We start from the raw sequence: 16,241 nt of genomic DNA on the forward strand, positions 1-16,241 counted from the left end.
GTCGTAACTGTGTAAAACTGCCTGAAAAACTGAGTGTTACGTCACCGTGACGCTACCGATTGCACTCTTCCTTCAGCCCGCGCCGCTACCAAAAGGGACACTGGGTGCTTACATGGCATCTATATCCCCCAGCAATGCTTTCGCTTACGCGGAAAATTTATGTTCTGTCGGCAAGCAAATTATTTGTCCGGGGGGCTTTTTTCTTTGTAAATCTTGCTGCTATTCCAGTCAAGGTTCGGCCTGGTCTCTTGACAGCCGCCATTGCAAGTGCCGTTCCCGCGTGCATTTCCGCTACTTTCGTTATTTCCCCAGCAGCCTTCTCGCCCCCCTAGGGCATTTTTGCGTATTCCCTGTGGCTTAATTTTCCTTCTTCACACAAATTGGATTTATACAATGACACCGCGAATCAAAAGTGCGCACCGAAGGCATCACCGGGACATTGTGGTCATTGGAGCCTCGGCAGGAGGCGTAACAGCGTTGCTGGAACTGGTGAAAACCTTGCCGGCCGATTTTCCGGCCCCGATTTTTGTGGTGCAGCATGTGGCCGCCGATTCGCCCAGTATTCTGCCGCAGCTGTTAAGCTCATTTTCGGCGCTCACGGCCCGGCATCCGGAGAATGGGGAAAGCATCGAGCCGGGAGTTATCTACGTAGCTCCGCCCAATCATCATTTGCTCGTCGAGGACGATAAAGTGCTGGTAACGCGGGGCCCGAAGGAAAACCGATTTCGGCCCTCTATTGACGCGCTGTTTCGCTCGGCGGCGTACACTTATGGCCCCCGCGTAATCGGGGTGGTGCTGACGGGCTACCTGGACGATGGCACCTCCGGCCTGTGGTCGGTGCAGCGCATGGGCGGCCTGGCCGTAGTGCAGGATCCGCTGGATGCCCAGCAGCCCGCCATGCCCACCAACGCCCTGGAGTTTGTAACGGCCGATCATATCGTGCCGCTGGCCGAGCTGGGGTCGTTGCTGGTCCGCCTGACCACAGAGCTTGCCCCTGGCAAGCCCCGCCTGCCCGCCGCTCAGCTAGACCTGCTCAAAATCGAGCTCACCATTGCCAAGCAGGGCGGAGGGTTCGAGCTGGGCATCATCGAAAAAGGCCTCCTGACCCCCTTTACCTGCCCGGATTGCCACGGGGCCCTCACCCAACTTATTGAAGGCAAGCTGATTCGCTACCGTTGCCACACGGGACACGCTTACACCCTGAGCGCGCTGCTGGGCGAAGTAACCCAATCGGTGGAGAGCTTGCTTTACCAGTCGATGCGCGGGCTGGAAGAAACCAAAATGCTGCTGCAAAGCCTGGGGGAGCATTTTAGTAAAGACGACCAACCCGATGTAGCGGCACTATTTCTCCAAAAAGCCGAGCAAACTGGCAAGCAGGCCCTCATAGTCCACGATTCCATCCTAAGGCACGAAGCCATCAGCGGCGACTTGCAGTTTCAAAAAATAAAGGCCAAAGTAAAGGAAGCCTAAGTAGTAGAATGTGAAAGGGAATATACTTCGGCTAGTACTTTACAGCAGGTTTACGAACGTTGTAGAGACGCGTATTCGCGTCTACTCGTCGCGGTCGTTGTTTGTTTAGTCGTTGCAGAGCTGGTCGTTCAACGACGAGACGCAAGTATGCGTCTCTACAATGTTCGTGAAACCGCTATAATACCGCGTGCTGGGGGGCTTTTTCTGTCTGCAAATCCATTCTACAACAAAAAAAACCGGCCGCCGCCCATGAGCTGCAACGGCCGGTTAGCTTGCCGGCAACCGTTTACTTCTTATTCGCGGCCCGAATAGCCTTCACCTCAGCGGGTGCCACGGCGGTGGCTTTGTTGCCGAAGCTATTGCGCACGTAGGTCAGCACGTCGGCAATCTGCTTGTCAGTCAGAGCGTCGAAGGCGGGCATCACGCTGGCGTACGACTCGCCGTCGATGTCTTCGCCTTCTAACCCGTTGAGCACCACTTTCACCAGTCGGGTTTTGTCGCCCAGTACCCAGGTGGTGCCGTTTAGGGGCGGATTCATTCTTTCTACACCGCCGCCATCGGCCATGTGGCAGGTTAGGCAGTTCTGGGTGTATACCGCTTTGCCAGCCGTAAGCGTAGCGGCCGAAACGGCGACAAGTTTAGCGGCTGTTTTAGTAGTTGGCTTGACTTTGGGGGGCGTTTTTTGTTGGGCAGCGGCCAACTGGCTAAACCAAGCCAGCGCGTACACAACGAACAAGATCTGTTTCATCAACGAGCTTATTTTTTAGCGTAAACAATACGGTAAATCGTGCCTTGCTTGTCGTCGGTGACGTAGAGCGAGCCGTCGGGCCCCTGAGCCAGACCGCAGGGCTTGTGGTCGGGGCGGCCGGCAGTAGCTTTTTCGGGCGAGCCCGCGAAGTTATCGGCAAACACTTCCCACTCACCCGAAGGCTTACCGTCTTTAAAGGGCTGAAAAGCGACGTAATACCCTTTCTGCGGCTCAGGTGCACGGTTCCAGGAGCCGTGAAAAGCGATGAAGGCCCCATTGCGGTATTTCTCGGGAAACATGGTGCCAGTATAGAACAGCAGCGCGTTCGGCGCCGTGTGGGCGGGGTAGGCCGCGGCGGGCTCCAGGAAGTTGCCGGTGGCTTCCTTCTTGCCGTCGCCGCCGTACTCGGGGGCCATCATTTTTTTGTGCCGGATGTTGTCGTAGTATACGTAGGGCCAGCCGGCGTTGTCGCCTTTCTTGAGGGCGTACATGCACTCGGCTGGCAACTCCGCCGACTGCTTCGTGTCGTATAGCTCCGGGAAATTGTCGTGGAGCTGGTCGCGGCCGTGCTGCATTACGAAGAGTTGGTTGGCTTGCGCATTCCAATCGAGGCCCACCACGTTGCGCAGGCCGGTAGCATAGCGCGTGCCGTCGCCGTACGTCTGGTTGAGCTTATCGGCCTGGAACTGCCAAATGCCCCCCGCCGAGTCCAGCACCGGGCAATTGGGCTTGCCCAGCGAGCCTTTTTGCCGGTCTTTTACCTGGCAGGAGTTGGAATACGCCCCAATGTTGACGTAGATATTTCCCGCTTTATCCTGCGCAATGGACTTGCCCTCGTGCTGACGCCGATTAATCAGGCCGGTGATGATCTTTTCGGGCTGGGTGGGGTTGGTCACCTCGCCCTTGGCGTTGAGCTTGTAGCGAAACACATCCTCATCGGAGGAGGCGTACAAAAAGCCCGGTACGCTGTAGATGCCCGTGCCGCCGTAGCTGCCGAAGCCGTTTATTACCTCCGCCTTGCCGCCGGTTGTCTCGCGCAGCACCAGAATGCCTTTCCCCTCCTTATTGGGCCGGTTCAGCTTGACGTACAGCGTGCCCTGGGGTGTCACGGTGATATGGCGGGTGCGGGCCCCGGTTTCGGCCACTTTCAGGGCCCCGAAGCCGGCCGGCAGCTTCAGGCCCGCGTTGTCGGGGTCGGCCACTACTTTGTTCTCGGTTTTCAGGGCCAACAAGGACAAGCTTCCGACCAGGGCCGTCGGGAGCAGCAGGTAGCGGAACACATGGTTTTTCATAGGCTGGAAATGGTTCTTTGGAGCGGTGTATACGGGATGAAGTAGTAAATAAACCATTTGTGGGCCAGAAGGTAACAGAGCCCGGCAACACGCTGGCCGCCCGGCGCATTGGCTGCGCCCCGCCGCGCCCGAAACCGAAGCGCCACAACGGAAATTTGCCCCCCGCAAGTCACGGCACCGGCACCAACCCTATAGTTGAGTTAGCCGTTTCAGCCTCAACCCATTTCTCCTTCCTATGATAAAATATTTCTCCTCTCTCCTGATTGCCGGTACCATCATGCTGGCTCCGGTGCCCGCCGCCATGGCCCAGCAGGCGTCTTCCTCGCCCTACCGTACCCGCTTCGCCGTCGATGCGCCCATCACGCTGGGGCTGGGAGCCGTGGGCGGCCTGGGCCTCTACCTAGTGCAGCAAAAAAATGGCCTGAGCGACGCCGGGCTGGCCGCTCTCAGCAAAAACGACGTCCCGAAGTTCGACCGCTTCGTGGCCGGCAACTACAGCGACCGGGCCCAGACCGTGGGCGATTTCCTCACCTACGGCTCTCTGGTAGTGGCCCCCGGCATGCTGGCCCTCAATGAGAACGCGCGCGGCCACTACGGCCAGATCCTCGGCCTCTACCTCCAGACCATGGCCACCACGGCCGCCGCCTTCACCATGACCGTGGGCACCGTCACCCGCTACCGCCCGTTCCTGTACGGCACGGAAGGCGGCGGCGACCGCAACAGCAAGATTTCCACCAATTCCTTCTTCGCCGGCCACACCGCCCACACGGCCACCGCTGCCTTCTTCGCGGCCAAAGTATTCCACGATTTCAACCCCGATTCGCCCGCCGAGCCCTTCGTGTGGGGCGCGGCGGCTCTGGTGTCGGCCGCCGTAGCCTACTCCCGCATGGAAGCCGGCAAACACTTCCTCTCCGACAACATCGTGGGCTACGCCGTGGGTGCCACGGCCGGTATTGTGGTTCCGCAGCTGCACAAAACCGCCGGCCGCCGCGGTCTTTCTTTTATCCCGATTCAGGGCTTAAATGTAAACGGGTACTCGTACGGCGGCTTGCTGATCACGAAGCAGCTGTAATCCTGCGGCTTGAATAAAAAAGCCCCCCTCAGCTTCCTGTTGGCATCTTTACTTGATTACGCCGAGCGCTTACGAAAATATGCCATCAAGCGTGCGGTCAGGAGATGCATAATACATAGTATACTATATATATTTCGGAGATGAAGTATGCCCTAACGCTAAGCCTGGTTATGTGTCTTTGCTCGCAAATTAAAGCGCAGAATAATACCGATTTGCTACAACCAACGATTGCTATGCAGCAAATGCAGTTTAGAAACAAGGCTGTCTACTTTGGGGCTAGCGTGGGGGGCAATTTGTCCACCATGAATTTCAATAAAGGCTATCCTAGGCCGCCTTCTCCCGTTGAAAATAATTGGAAGGCGGGCTTTACCGCTGGACTGCTCCTTGGAATTATGCTGAATGAAAAAATCGCTCTTCAGCAGGAGTACCTGTGGTCACGCATGCAGAGCAAGGAAACGAGTAGCGAAACGGACTACGTCTTCGATTATCTCTCCCTGCCGGTTATGCTGCAATACACTGTTTTCCCACGCGTCAGCCTTCTGGCAGGGCCACAGTTTGATTTATTGATTCAGGCCAAAGAGCGTGTGAATAGCCAAGCAGTCAATACTACACACGATACGGAGGAGCGAAGTATTGGTGCCACGGCCGGCATAGGAGTGAGACTATTGGACAATCTAAGCCTGAACGCCCGATATACACATGGTCTGAATCATATTAATCTCAAGGCAAGCTTGGGTCTGCAGGAATTTAAGTTTCAATCAGTCCAAGTATCAGTTGCCGCTGTTTTTTAATAGCACTACCTGCCCCACTGGCGCGCATGTAGCGCAGTGTAACTCGTGACTGTTAGGAGCATCTCAATTGCTTTTCAACTCATTCTCTTTTAAAGAGCGTCCTGTTTCATCAATCCATACAGATGGCCCAGGAGAATTACGCCCCAGAATAACAGAGGAAGCTGCGCTAGAACTTGAGAAAACGGTGTCCTCATTAAAAATATATTTGCCATTCTTCAAAATAAGAATATTAATCGCCTTAAGCTTATCACGTTGTTTAATCCAGCCTTTTGAAATCGAAGGATGAACTATAGAATTAGCTTCTGAATATTTTTTTACAATAAAACCTTTATTAGTTTCAGTCATTTTTGCGTTAAACCTATCTCCCTTGAGCTTGTATATTTTTTCATCTTGTATTGATTCTTTAGGTAAATTTTTATTAATCTGTATAGTTGATATCAAGAAGCTAATTCCAACAGTTGGTAACACTAATTTTATCTGGTCTAAAAAGTATTCCATATCAGAAATATCTGCTTCTGACAAACTTGATTGTGTAGGTAGGTTCGCGTTATCTATTTCTGAATTCTTGGCTTCATGTGCTAATCTTACGATCCTTGATTCCAGGTATTTGATATGTAATTTCGTTAATAATTCATCTTTGCTGATAAAAATTATAGCTTCTTTGAAATCCTTGTTTGGATTGTTTAAATGCTGTTTTAACCTATCTCTTAAATTTTCGGATTCTCCAATGTAAATTCTTTCTGAGAATAAATCATTAATTGGGTCAGATTTAAGCAGATATACACCTGGCTTGTTATATTCTTCTCTAGATAATAGCTTATGTAATGTTGCTCTTGGCGTATGTATTGCTTTGCCTGACTAATTACCTATTTCAATCGTTCTAGGTCCGCTGTCATTTCCATCAAGAAGAAACAGTGTTATTTTTTTGCCCATTTTAATGTTTCTATTTTTTTGATTATAAAATTCAAAACCCCGCGCTAGCCAAAGCCAACACGGGGTTTCCGTTAAGGTGATTGGTGAAAGCCAAGCTACTACATATCCTTAATAATCTCGTCGCCAAACTCGCTGCATTTCAGTAGTGTAGCACCTTCCATCAAACGCTCGAAGTCGTAGGTAACGCGCTTGGAGGCGATGGCGGTTTCGAGGCCTTTGTAGATGAGGTCGGCGGCTTCCTGCCAGCCCAGGTGCTCCAGCATCAGGGCACCGGAGAGAATCACCGAGCCGGGATTTACTTTGTCTTGGCCGGCGTACTTGGGAGCCGTGCCGTGGGTAGCTTCGAAGATGGCGTGGCCGGTGAGGTAGTTGATATTGGCCCCCGGCGCGATGCCAATACCGCCCACGATGGCCGCTAGGGCGTCGGAGATATAGTCGCCGTTCAGGTTCAGGGTAGCTACCACCGAGTAGTCGGCGGGGCGGAGCAGAATCTGCTGGAGGAAAGCGTCGGCGATGCTGTCCTTGATCAGGATTTTACCGCCGTCGAGAGCTGCTTTCTGCTGGGCGTTGGCTACGTCCTGGCCCTGCTTGGCCGCCACGCGGTCGTACTGGGCCCAGGTGTACACTTTGTCGCCAAACTCGCGCTCGGCCAGCTCGTAGCCCCAGGTTTTGAACGCGCCCTCGGTGAACTTCATGATGTTGCCCTTGTGGACGATGGTCACGGAAGACTTCTTGTTGTCGATGGCGTACTTGATGGCCGCGCGCACGAGACGCTCGGTGCCCTCTTTCGAGACGGGCTTGATGCCAAACGACGACGACTCGGGGAAGCGGATTTTCTTCACGCCCATCTCATCCTGCAGGAATTCCAGCATTTTTTGGGCCTGGGGCGTGCCATTCATGTACTCGATGCCGGCGTAGATGTCCTCGGTGTTTTCGCGGAAGATGACCATGTCGGTCAGCTCGGGCTGCTTCACGGGCGAGGGCACACCTTCAAACCAGCGTACGGGCCGCACACAGGCGTAGAGGTCCAGCTCCTGGCGCAGGGCTACGTTCAGCGAACGAATGCCACCGCCCACGGGCGTCGTCAGGGGGCCTTTTATGCCCACCAAATACTCGCGGAAGGCATCGAGCGTTTCATTGGGGAGCCAGTTGCCGGTTTGCTTAAACGACTTTTCGCCGGCCATCACCTCTTTCCACATCAGCTGGCGCTTACCGCCATAGGCTTTCTCCACGGCCGCGTCAAACACTCTCCGGGAGGCAGCCCAAATGTCTGGTCCCGTACCATCACCCTCAATGAAGGGAATAGTAGGCTTATCAGGTACATTCAGCTTGCTGTTTTTGATGGTGATCTTCTGTTCTGCCATTGTTAAGAGTTGTCAGTGGTTAGTTGACAGTTATTGGTAGGAGGTTGGATTTGTTTAGTTGCTGAGGGGTATTTTTAATACCCGAATATCTCTTTCAGCGTGAGCTGTTCTACTTTGCCATACTTGGCGAGCTCCTTGAAATTGAGGCGGTCTTTCGAGCCAATGACCAAAATCGTCTGGGCTTGATTTTTCACCTTTGCTTCCTGAAATTTCTTCAGGTCGTCGAAGCTCATGTCGACCGTTTTCTCATACACGTCGCGGCGCAGGTCGTAGTCGAGGCCCAGGCGCTTGGCGCGCTCGTAGCTGAACAGGATATCCGACTTGGTGATGCGTTCCGTGGCAATGCTGTTGCGGATGGAGTTCTTGGCGATTTGCAGGTTGGCCTCGGCCACGGGCATATCGTTGAGCAAAGTGGCCATACCAGTCATCGCCTCCGGCAGCTTGTCGCTTTGGGTGCCGATGTAGCTCATCACGTAGTTGGAGCGGCCCTGCTTGTCGGCATTGGAGTAGCGCGAAGAAGCAGAATAAGCTAGCGCCTTCGATTCGCGCAGCTCCTGAAACACGATGCTGCCCATGCCGCCACCAAAGTATTCGTTGTACAAGCTCACCGTGGGCACGATGTTCTTGTCGTACACGTCGCCCTTGGTCAGGAACAGGATTTCGGCCTGCACCATGTTGTAGTCCACCCAATACACCTTGCGGTCCTTCATGGGCTGCTCCGCAAAATCTTTGCTGGCGGGCACGGGTGTGAGCGTGGGGGGCGTTTTGTGGGCCGTATTCAATACCGCTACCAAGCCATCGGCAGGCCGGGGGCCATAATACAGCGCACGGTGCTGGTAGGAAGTCAGCTTCTTCGTGAGAGCCGTCAGATCCTGAGGCTTGAGCGCCTTTAGCTCCTTCTCAGAGAGTTGGGTCGTGAATGGGTTCTTAGAGCCGTACTTGGCGTAGTTCACCATTGCCTGGCTCAGAATCACCTGCTTATTCAGCTTGGCATCCTTGCGGGCTTTGAGCACGCCGGCCACCATGTCGCTCAGGGCCTTAGCGTCGGGCTTGGGGTTGGCCAGCAGGCTTTCAAACAGCTGCAAGGCCGGCTCGAAGTTGCTGTCCAGGCCAGCCAGGCTTACGTACACGCGGTCGGCACCGCTGCTTACGCTGAATGAGCAGCCGAGCTTATAAAACTCCTGCTGCAGCTGCGCCGCTGAATATTTATCAGTGCCCAGGTATTGCAGGTAGTCGGCGGCCAGACCCAATTTGGGGTCGTTGTTGGTGCCGAGGTCGAGGATGTAATACAGGTTAAATAGCTCATTCTCGGTGTTCCGGGTGTAAAACACCGGAATGCCCGAAGTCAGCTTCAGCTCCTGAATATCCTTCTTGTAATCAACGAACACCGGCTGCAACTCCGGCGTCGGCTTGTCTACCACTTCCTTGTAGAAAGCCGACGCCACCTCCCGATTCACCGGCACCGGTGTAATGGCGGGCTTCACCACTTTGGGCGTGCTCGTGTCCTTGCCCGTGCGCTTGTAGATAAGAGCATAGCCTGGACCGTAATACTGGTTGGCCACGCGCATCACATCGGCTTTCGTAACGGCCCCAAACTCGTCGTACTGCTTCAGATAATCCTTCCAAGGCATGCGCGCCACGAAAGCGGCCACGAAAGCGCCGGCGCGCGATTCGTTGCTCTCGTAGCTCTTGGTGCGCTGGAGTTTTTCGTTGTTGATGATGGCCGGAATCAGCCAGTCTGGGAAGTCACCCTTCTTTACTTTATCCAGCTGGGCTAGCAGCAGGTCGCGCACCTGGTCCAGGCTCTGGCCCTGGCGGGGCGTCGCGTAGAGAATATGGGACGAGTAGTCGTTGTTGATGTCCGTAAACGAGGCCGCCTGCAACACCTTCTGTTGCTGGTTCAGGTTCAGGTCGATCAGGCCGGCCTGCCCGTTGGTCAGAATCTTGTCAATCATGCGCAGCACTACGGCGTCCGGGGTAGTCGTACCGGGAAAGCGGAAGCCCAGCATGACGTTTTCCGCGTCCGGCCCGACGATTTGCTTGACCACGGGAACCGTAATCGGAGCTTCCTGAGCTACGGTAAACGTGGGCTCGGCCTTGCGGGGAAGCTTGCCGAAATACTGGTCGATGAGGCGGATGGTCTGGTCGTAATCCAGGTCGCCGCTCAGCGCCAGCGCTACGTTATTCGGAACGTAGTACTTGTCGAAATAGCTCTTAATTTCCGTAATCGACGGGTTCTGCAAGTGCTCAATCGTACCGATGGTCGTCTGGGTGCCGTACTGGTGCTTCTTGTACAGACTAGCATTCAGCGCCTGAAACTCCTTGCTGAAATCGTTATCAAGGGTTCGGTTTTTCTCTTCATAAACAGCCTCCAGCTCCGTGTGAAACAGGCGCGGTACCATCTCGCCCAGGCGCTCGGCCTGAATGGCAGCCCACTTTTCCAGCTGGTTGCTCGGGATATCTTCCTGATACACCGTCTGCTCCACCGAAGTGTAGGCATTAGAGCCCTTGGAGCCAATGGTGCCCATGATCTTGTCGTACTCGTTGGCCACAGCATACTTGGCCGCTACGCCCGATACGGAGTCGATCTGGTGGTAGAGATTCTTACGCTGCCCGGCGTCGCGGGTGCCTCGGTACTGCTCGTAAAGCGCCTCAATCTTAGCTAGTTCGGTTTTCTCAGCTCCCCAGTTCTGGGTGCCCAGGCGCGAAGTACCCTTAAACACCATGTGCTCCAGGTAGTGCGCCAGGCCGGTGGCAGTACTCGGGTCGTTCTTGGACCCTGCTCGCACCGCCAGATAGGTCTGAATACGCGGCGCATCGTCGTAATCCGACAAATACACCGTCAGGCCATTATCCAGAGTGTAGATGCGCGCTTTGAGCGGGTCGCCTTCTACCGTCTCGTATTTGTATTCTTTGGCGGCAGAGGGACTGGCTTGCGTGGAAGCGTCAGCGGTGGCGTTGCCAGTAGAGGCCGTTTTCGTTGATTGGCACTGGGTAGTCAGGCCAAGCGCGGCTATGGCCAGAAATAGAAGCAGAAAGGGTTTTTTCACAGAATTTCCGGTGCAGAAAACAGGGCAGAGCAATGAGAAATCAAAGATACTTGGTGGGGGCTGGAATTAAAAACGTTACAGCATTTAGGTAAGATTATGCTGTATCCAACCCGCAGGGCGCCCCATGTACAGCCCAGTCTGTAGCGGAGCGGCTCCGGCACTAAAGCCTTGATACCTGAAGCACCAGACCCCACTACGACCTCTGCCTGTTCGTGAGCGAGAGTAGTTAATGTATTGACCAAAAAAGCCCCCCAATATCATGTTGGGGGACTTTTTTAGCGCCTCCGTTGCTGATACACGGAGAGAATAGGAATGCCTTCGGCCCGAATGGTGTGCACTTCGCGCCATAAATCCATGCTGTCAGGGTATGATAGCGAGTAAGCGCGCGGACGGTGGTTTGTCAGAAAGTAGCGGGCTTCGGGTTGCTTGTCTTTCCAGATATAGCGTAGTCGGGCCTTTTGCTCGGGTGGCAGCAGAAAGCCCCCACAATATAGCATAGTAGCGTCGCCACTGTAGGTAATGGTGGGGCTGGGGTCGTGGGCCAGCACCCACTCCAGTCCCTGGCGGTAGGAGAGGCCCCAGTAGTCACGGTCGAACTGATCCACCACCGCGCTGGGGGGCAAAAAGCTGAAATACACCTGCTGATACGGATGCATCCGCACCATGCGTACTACTGTATGGGCCACTTCCAGCCCGCCCAGTAGCAACAGTCCATAGGCCAACCAGCGGCGGGGCGTGGTCTGCTGGCTGTAGGCAACCAAAGTTCGTACGCCCTGCACGGCCAGCAGCAGTAGGGCTGGATAAATAAAGTACAAATGCCGCCAGCCATTATAGACCACCGAGTGCAGCACGATAACTAGCAAAACTGGGCCCACCAGCCACACGATACCCAGTGCGCCCAGGCGACTTGGCAGCGTGTGCAGGGAAGCCACGGGCTTGCGCGCCCAGGCACATACCTCCGCTCCCAGCCCGATGGCCGCGGCCCCTAAGTAGGGCAGGGGCGTGGTGAGGCTAATCCAGACCGGAATGTAGTGCCACGGAATCTGATGGCCGGGCAATACTTGTCCAAAATATACCACGCGCCCTGGCCAGAGCGCGTACTGGCTGATGCGCTGGGATACGTCGAGCAGTTCGGATAAAGGGGTTGCCCACAGATAGGGCCAGCCGATAAAAGTAAATAGGAGGGCAGCGACCACGTAAAGAGCCCCCAAACCTATCATGCGTCGACGCGGCAGCTCAGTCGCCGGCCGATTAGCTGCCTCCACCAGCAGCATCACCAGCGTTACCACCACTAGCAACAAGCCCTGCACCCGCACATCGACTGCCACCGCCGTAGCCAGGCCATGGACTATAGCTCGCCCATAAGTAGGGCGCAGCAGGAACCGGGTAAGCGTGTACATAGCCACCGTGAACAGCACCATATACACGATGTCTTTGCCGTTGTAAAAAGCTTCGGCAAAAAAACGCGGGGAAAGTACGAGCAGAACGGCCCCTAACAGTCCCCAGCGCCAGTCGCCAAACCGTAGGGTGCCCAGCCGGTACAACGCCCACACGCCCAGCACGAATATGAAGAAGATAAGCAGGTGGCGCAGATAGTAATAGGCCTGCGGATCGTGGCGGGTAAAAAGGTAGCTGAGTACCACCATCGGCAGCTCAAAAGCCACCCCGTGGTCGGCGTCGCGGAAGGCGCGAATATCGGGTATCAAGTGGCTGGTTGGCTGCCGGGCAACCACCTCAGGCGCTACCAGCTGGGCCAGATATTTTGCACTTACCAAGCCGTTGAGGTGATTGTTGGGCTCGTCGGTGGATACGCCATAGTCGCGGTGCAGCAGCAGGCCCGTGAGCAGCAGCAGCCCGAAGAACAGGCCAACCACCCAACGAACGGTAAGCAACGACTGTAAAAAGGAACGACTATTTGGCATATAGGAAAAAAAGCGAAACTGATCTGTCTAATCTATTTAGATAGCATTACAGTTACCCATCGTAAAACGTGGTAAGTAGCGAAACCATACCCGCAAAGCTGGCCTGTAGGGTCGGGGAGTTGATAGAGAGTTACTGTTGCCGGTACACCGATAAAATCGGGATTGCTCCAGCCCGAATGGTATGCACCTCGCGTCCCAGGCCCACACTATCAGGGTAGGAGTGTGGGTAGTTGTGCTGGTGGTAGGTAGTCAGGAAGTAGCGGACTTCCGGGCGGTTGGCATCCCAGATGTAGCGTAACCTGTTTTTCTGGTCTTCCGGCAGCAGCAACGTGCCGCAGTACAGCATCCATGGGTCGCCACTGTAGGTGATGGTGGGGCTGGGGTCGTGGGCCAGCACCCACTCCAGTCCCTGGCGGTAGGAGAGGCCCCAGTAGTCACGGTCGAACTGGCCCACCACCGCATCGGGGGGCAAAAAGCTGAAATACACCTGCTGGTGCGGATGCATCCGCACCATGCGCACCAGCGTGTGGCCCACTTCCAGGCCCCCCAGTAGTAAGATCGGATAGACGAGGCGCTGGCGGCTCAAAGACGGCCGGCTGTAGGCAATCAAAGTCCGTACGCCCTGCACCGCGAACAGCAGTAGGGCTGGATAAACAAAGTACAAATGCCGCCAGCCATTATAGACCACCGAGTGTAAAGCAATCACGAGTAGAATAGGGCCCAGCAGCCAGACAAGGAAAAGCAGGGCGAACCGAGATTCTAGCGAGCGGACGTAAAAAAGCCCCCCACGCAGCCCGGACCGCAGTTCCGTGAACAAACCCAGCCCCGCGGCTACCAGGTAGGGCAGGGGCGTGGTCAGCGCAATCCAGACCGGAATGTAGTGCCACGGAATCTGATGGCCGGGCAAATACTGTCCGAAGTAAAATACTTTGGAGTGCCAGCCAAAGTGACTCATACTGCGAAAAACTGCCGCAAAGTTGGCGAGTGGCGCTTCCCAAAGCGCGGGCCAGCCCGCAACCACGAAAGCGGCCGATGCGGCCAGATAAAGTAACGTGCCTTTGAAGAGCTGCTGCTTAATAGACCGCTCAGCCTGGGGCCTCAGAACTACCTCTAAGCTTACCATTCCGAGGGTAAACGCCACACTCATTATTCCCAGGATGCGCACGTCAATGGCCAGCGCCGTAGCTAAGGCGTGTAACATGATCCGTGGGTAAGTAGGCCGCCGCAGGAAACAGGTCAGGGAGTAAACGCTTAGCGTAAACAGGGCCATGAACACAATATCCTGAGCGTTGTAGAAAGCCTCAGCAAAGAAGCGGGGCGAGAGCACCAACAGCAAAGCGGCCAGCAGCCCCCAGCGCCAGCTTTGAAAACGGAAAGTAGCCAGACCAAACAAAGCATACACCCCCGCCACGAAAACCAGGAAAATACACAGATGGCGCAGCCAGTAACCAGCCTGCGGATTATTGCGCGTAAACGCCAGGTTCAGCAGAGCCATCGGAACCTCGAAGGCTACCCCGTGGTCATTTTCGCTATAGCCTTTGAGAGCCGGGATAAGCTCAGTGCCCGCTTGCCGACGCACCAGTTCCGGGGCCAGCAAGTCGCCCACGTACTTGATGTTTACCATCGCATTGAGCTTGTGGCGCGGCTCATCCACCGATACACCGTAGTCGCGGTGCAGCAGCAGGCCCGTGAGCAGTAGCAGCCCGAAGAACAAGCCAACTACTCGGCGAGGAGTGAACAGCGACTTCAGAAAGGAACTGACGAATGGCATAAGGCAAAAATGAAGCTTACCAGCGCTTGAATACCGAAAAGATGCGCAGGCCATCGGCCCGAATGGTGTAAACCTCTCTGCCTAAGCTATCTGGATACGTCTTGGGGCGGCCGCCATAGTAGTGGTAAGCCGTCAGAAAATAGCGGGCATCCGTAGGCGTTTCGGCCCGGCTGGGAATATAGCGCAGGCGCGCGCGCTGGCTGGGGGGCAAAATCAGCATGTTATTGTCTAGGTAGCTCGGGTTACCGCTGATGGTTATCTGCTGACTGGAGTCGTGGGCCAATACCCATTCCAACCCCTCCCGGTACGAGAGGCCCCAATAATCCAGCTCAAACAACCGCTCGGCCGTGGCGGGGGGCAAAAAGCTAAAGTACACGTACTGATGCGGATGGAGCCGAACCATGCGTACGACGGTATAAACACCTTCCAGCCCGGCCGCGACCAGTAGCAAAGTAGCCGCGAAAACCCGCGCTCGGGAAGCATGACGCGTCAGCGCATACAAGTGTCGCAGGCCCCGACCAGCCAGGATGAGCAGAGCCGGATAAATAAAAAACAGATGCCGCCAGGCATTATAAATGATGGAGTTCAGCCCTATAACCAGCAACGGCGGCCCAAACAGCCACAGCAGCAACAGCAGGTTCTGGCGGTGCTCCGGCACCCGCAAACAAGTATGCCAGCGCCGCAGTAAGGGGCGCAGAGTAAGCAGCAGTCCTCCGAAGGCGGCCAGCGTGTAGGCCAGCGGCGTGGTGACCAGAATCCACCCCGGAATATAGTGCCAGGGCAGCGGATTGGCCGGTACGTGAATGATGGTCCCCCAATACAGCAAGGAGCCCCGGAAAGGGTATTTACTCAGACTGCGGAAGGAGTTCAATAAGTTGCTGAACGGTGCTTCCCACAGCGCCGGCCAGCCAATGACTATAAGCACCGGGGTCAGGGCCGTATACAGTAGCGTGCCCAGTAACAGCTGTCGGTTAGTCGTTCGTCTCTCGGTTGGCAGCAGCAGCTCCAGGCTCACCATGCCCACGGTAAAAGCAACCAGCAGCACTCCCAGGCTGCGAATATCCACGGCCAGGGCAGTGACTAAGGCGTGCAGCAACGCCCGCCGGTAAGAAGGCTGTCGTAGGAAGCGCAGTAGAGTATGAATGCCAACAGTGAACAGCGCCATAAAGACGATGTCTTTGGGATTGTAGAAGCCATCGGCAAAAAGCCGGGGCGAAAGCACCAGCAAAAGCGCTGTGAGTAGGCCCCAGCGCCAGCTTTTCAGGTAGAGGCTGCTGAGGCGAAACAGGGCATACACGCCGGCCGTGAAAATCAGGAAGATGCAGAAGTGCCGCCAGTAGTAGGCGGCCTGCGAATCGCCCCGCATGAACAGGAAGCTCATCACGGCCATGGGCACCTCAAACGCTACCCCGTGAGTGTTATCGATAAAGCCTTTTAACGGGGGAATAAGGTGATAATTTGCTTGCTGGCGGGCCAGTTCGGGTGCCACCAGCTCCGCGATGTACTTGACGTTGATCATCCCATTCAGCCGGTCAATCCGCTCATCGGCGGATACGCCGTAGTCGCGGTGCAGCAGCAGGCCCGTGAGCAGCAGCAGTCCGAAGAGCAAGCCCGTGAGTAGACGTTGATGACGAGCGGGCAAAAGCTTGTTGATCAAGCGGCTAAAGAAAGTCAAGCTGAGGTTGTTGTTAAATTCAGGGAAAGGTGGAAGGGCTGATGTTCAGGTAGTCAAGACATTGTAGAGACGCGACATTTCGCGTCTCTTTGTTAAACGACCGATTCAGAATACATCTGTTTAAATAACATCAGCAACGAGGAGACGCGAATA

11 protein-coding genes and 1 pseudogene are annotated in these 16,241 nt (G+C 55.3%); 3 read left to right on the top strand and 9 right to left on the bottom strand.

Annotated features, from left to right (window positions below):
* Window positions 1-393 precede the first annotated feature (393 nt).
* Entirely contained in the window at window positions 394-1,470 is a 1,077-nt protein-coding gene (locus B9A24_RS05580; RefSeq protein ID WP_084444193.1) for a chemotaxis protein CheB, read from the top strand.
* Window positions 1,471-1,756: 286 nt separating this feature from the next.
* On the opposite strand, the gene B9A24_RS05585 is transcribed toward B9A24_RS05580, so the two are convergent.
* Together B9A24_RS05585 and B9A24_RS05590 are read right to left on the bottom strand one after the other, a co-directional pair.
* Window positions 1,757-2,218, bottom strand: coding sequence for a c-type cytochrome (locus tag B9A24_RS05585; RefSeq protein ID WP_084444194.1), 462 nt, complete (start codon window positions 2,216-2,218; stop codon window positions 1,757-1,759).
* Between the two features lie 8 nt (window positions 2,219-2,226).
* Window positions 2,227-3,510 carry a PQQ-dependent sugar dehydrogenase gene (locus B9A24_RS05590; RefSeq protein WP_084444195.1) on the bottom strand — a complete coding sequence of 428 codons (1,284 nt, stop codon included), beginning with the start codon at window positions 3,508-3,510 and terminating at the stop codon, window positions 2,227-2,229.
* Window positions 3,511-3,745: 235 nt separating this feature from the next.
* Between B9A24_RS05590 and B9A24_RS05595 the strand changes: the two genes are divergently transcribed.
* Together B9A24_RS05595 and B9A24_RS05600 are read left to right on the top strand one after the other, a co-directional pair.
* A complete protein-coding gene (locus tag B9A24_RS05595) occupies window positions 3,746-4,582 on the top strand; it encodes a phosphatase PAP2 family protein (protein ID WP_084444196.1) in 837 nt (278 codons plus the stop codon).
* Window positions 4,583-4,722: 140 nt separating this feature from the next.
* Window positions 4,723-5,373: a porin family protein gene (locus tag B9A24_RS05600; protein ID WP_084444197.1), complete on the top strand. Its 651-nt coding sequence runs from the start codon at window positions 4,723-4,725 to the stop codon at window positions 5,371-5,373.
* A gap of 63 nt (window positions 5,374-5,436) precedes the next feature.
* Here the strand turns inward: B9A24_RS05600 and B9A24_RS22240 are convergent, their stop codons facing one another.
* The 7 genes and pseudogenes from B9A24_RS22240 to B9A24_RS05630 form a co-directional block, all read right to left on the bottom strand.
* A complete protein-coding gene (locus tag B9A24_RS22240) occupies window positions 5,437-5,895 on the bottom strand; it encodes a DUF4357 domain-containing protein (RefSeq protein WP_200813871.1) in 459 nt (152 codons plus the stop codon).
* 141 nt (window positions 5,896-6,036) lie between these two features.
* Window positions 6,037-6,219, bottom strand: a pseudogene (locus tag B9A24_RS23185) (GIY-YIG nuclease family protein); the annotation flags it as partial.
* A gap of 185 nt (window positions 6,220-6,404) precedes the next feature.
* Complete coding sequence (icd, locus tag B9A24_RS05610; protein ID WP_084444198.1) at window positions 6,405-7,670, bottom strand: NADP-dependent isocitrate dehydrogenase; 1,266 nt, start codon at window positions 7,668-7,670, stop codon at window positions 6,405-6,407.
* Between the two features lie 74 nt (window positions 7,671-7,744).
* On the bottom strand, window positions 7,745-10,720 hold the full coding sequence (locus B9A24_RS05615; RefSeq protein WP_234997013.1) for a M16 family metallopeptidase: 2,976 nt from the start codon (window positions 10,718-10,720) through the stop codon (window positions 7,745-7,747).
* A 275-nt stretch (window positions 10,721-10,995) separates the two neighbouring features.
* A complete protein-coding gene (locus B9A24_RS05620) occupies window positions 10,996-12,642 on the bottom strand; it encodes a hypothetical protein (protein WP_143434777.1) in 1,647 nt (548 codons plus the stop codon).
* 130 nt (window positions 12,643-12,772) lie between these two features.
* Window positions 12,773-14,413, bottom strand: a complete 1,641-nt coding sequence (locus B9A24_RS05625) for a hypothetical protein (RefSeq protein WP_084444200.1) — start codon at window positions 14,411-14,413, stop codon at window positions 12,773-12,775.
* A gap of 16 nt (window positions 14,414-14,429) precedes the next feature.
* Window positions 14,430-16,070: a hypothetical protein gene (locus tag B9A24_RS05630; protein ID WP_143434778.1), complete on the bottom strand. Its 1,641-nt coding sequence runs from the start codon at window positions 16,068-16,070 to the stop codon at window positions 14,430-14,432.
* Between the last annotated feature and the right edge of the window lie 171 nt (window positions 16,071-16,241).

The sequence above is a fragment of the Hymenobacter roseosalivarius DSM 11622 genome, from assembly GCF_900176135.1.
In the GTDB taxonomy this organism is placed as follows: domain Bacteria; phylum Bacteroidota; class Bacteroidia; order Cytophagales; family Hymenobacteraceae; genus Hymenobacter; species Hymenobacter roseosalivarius.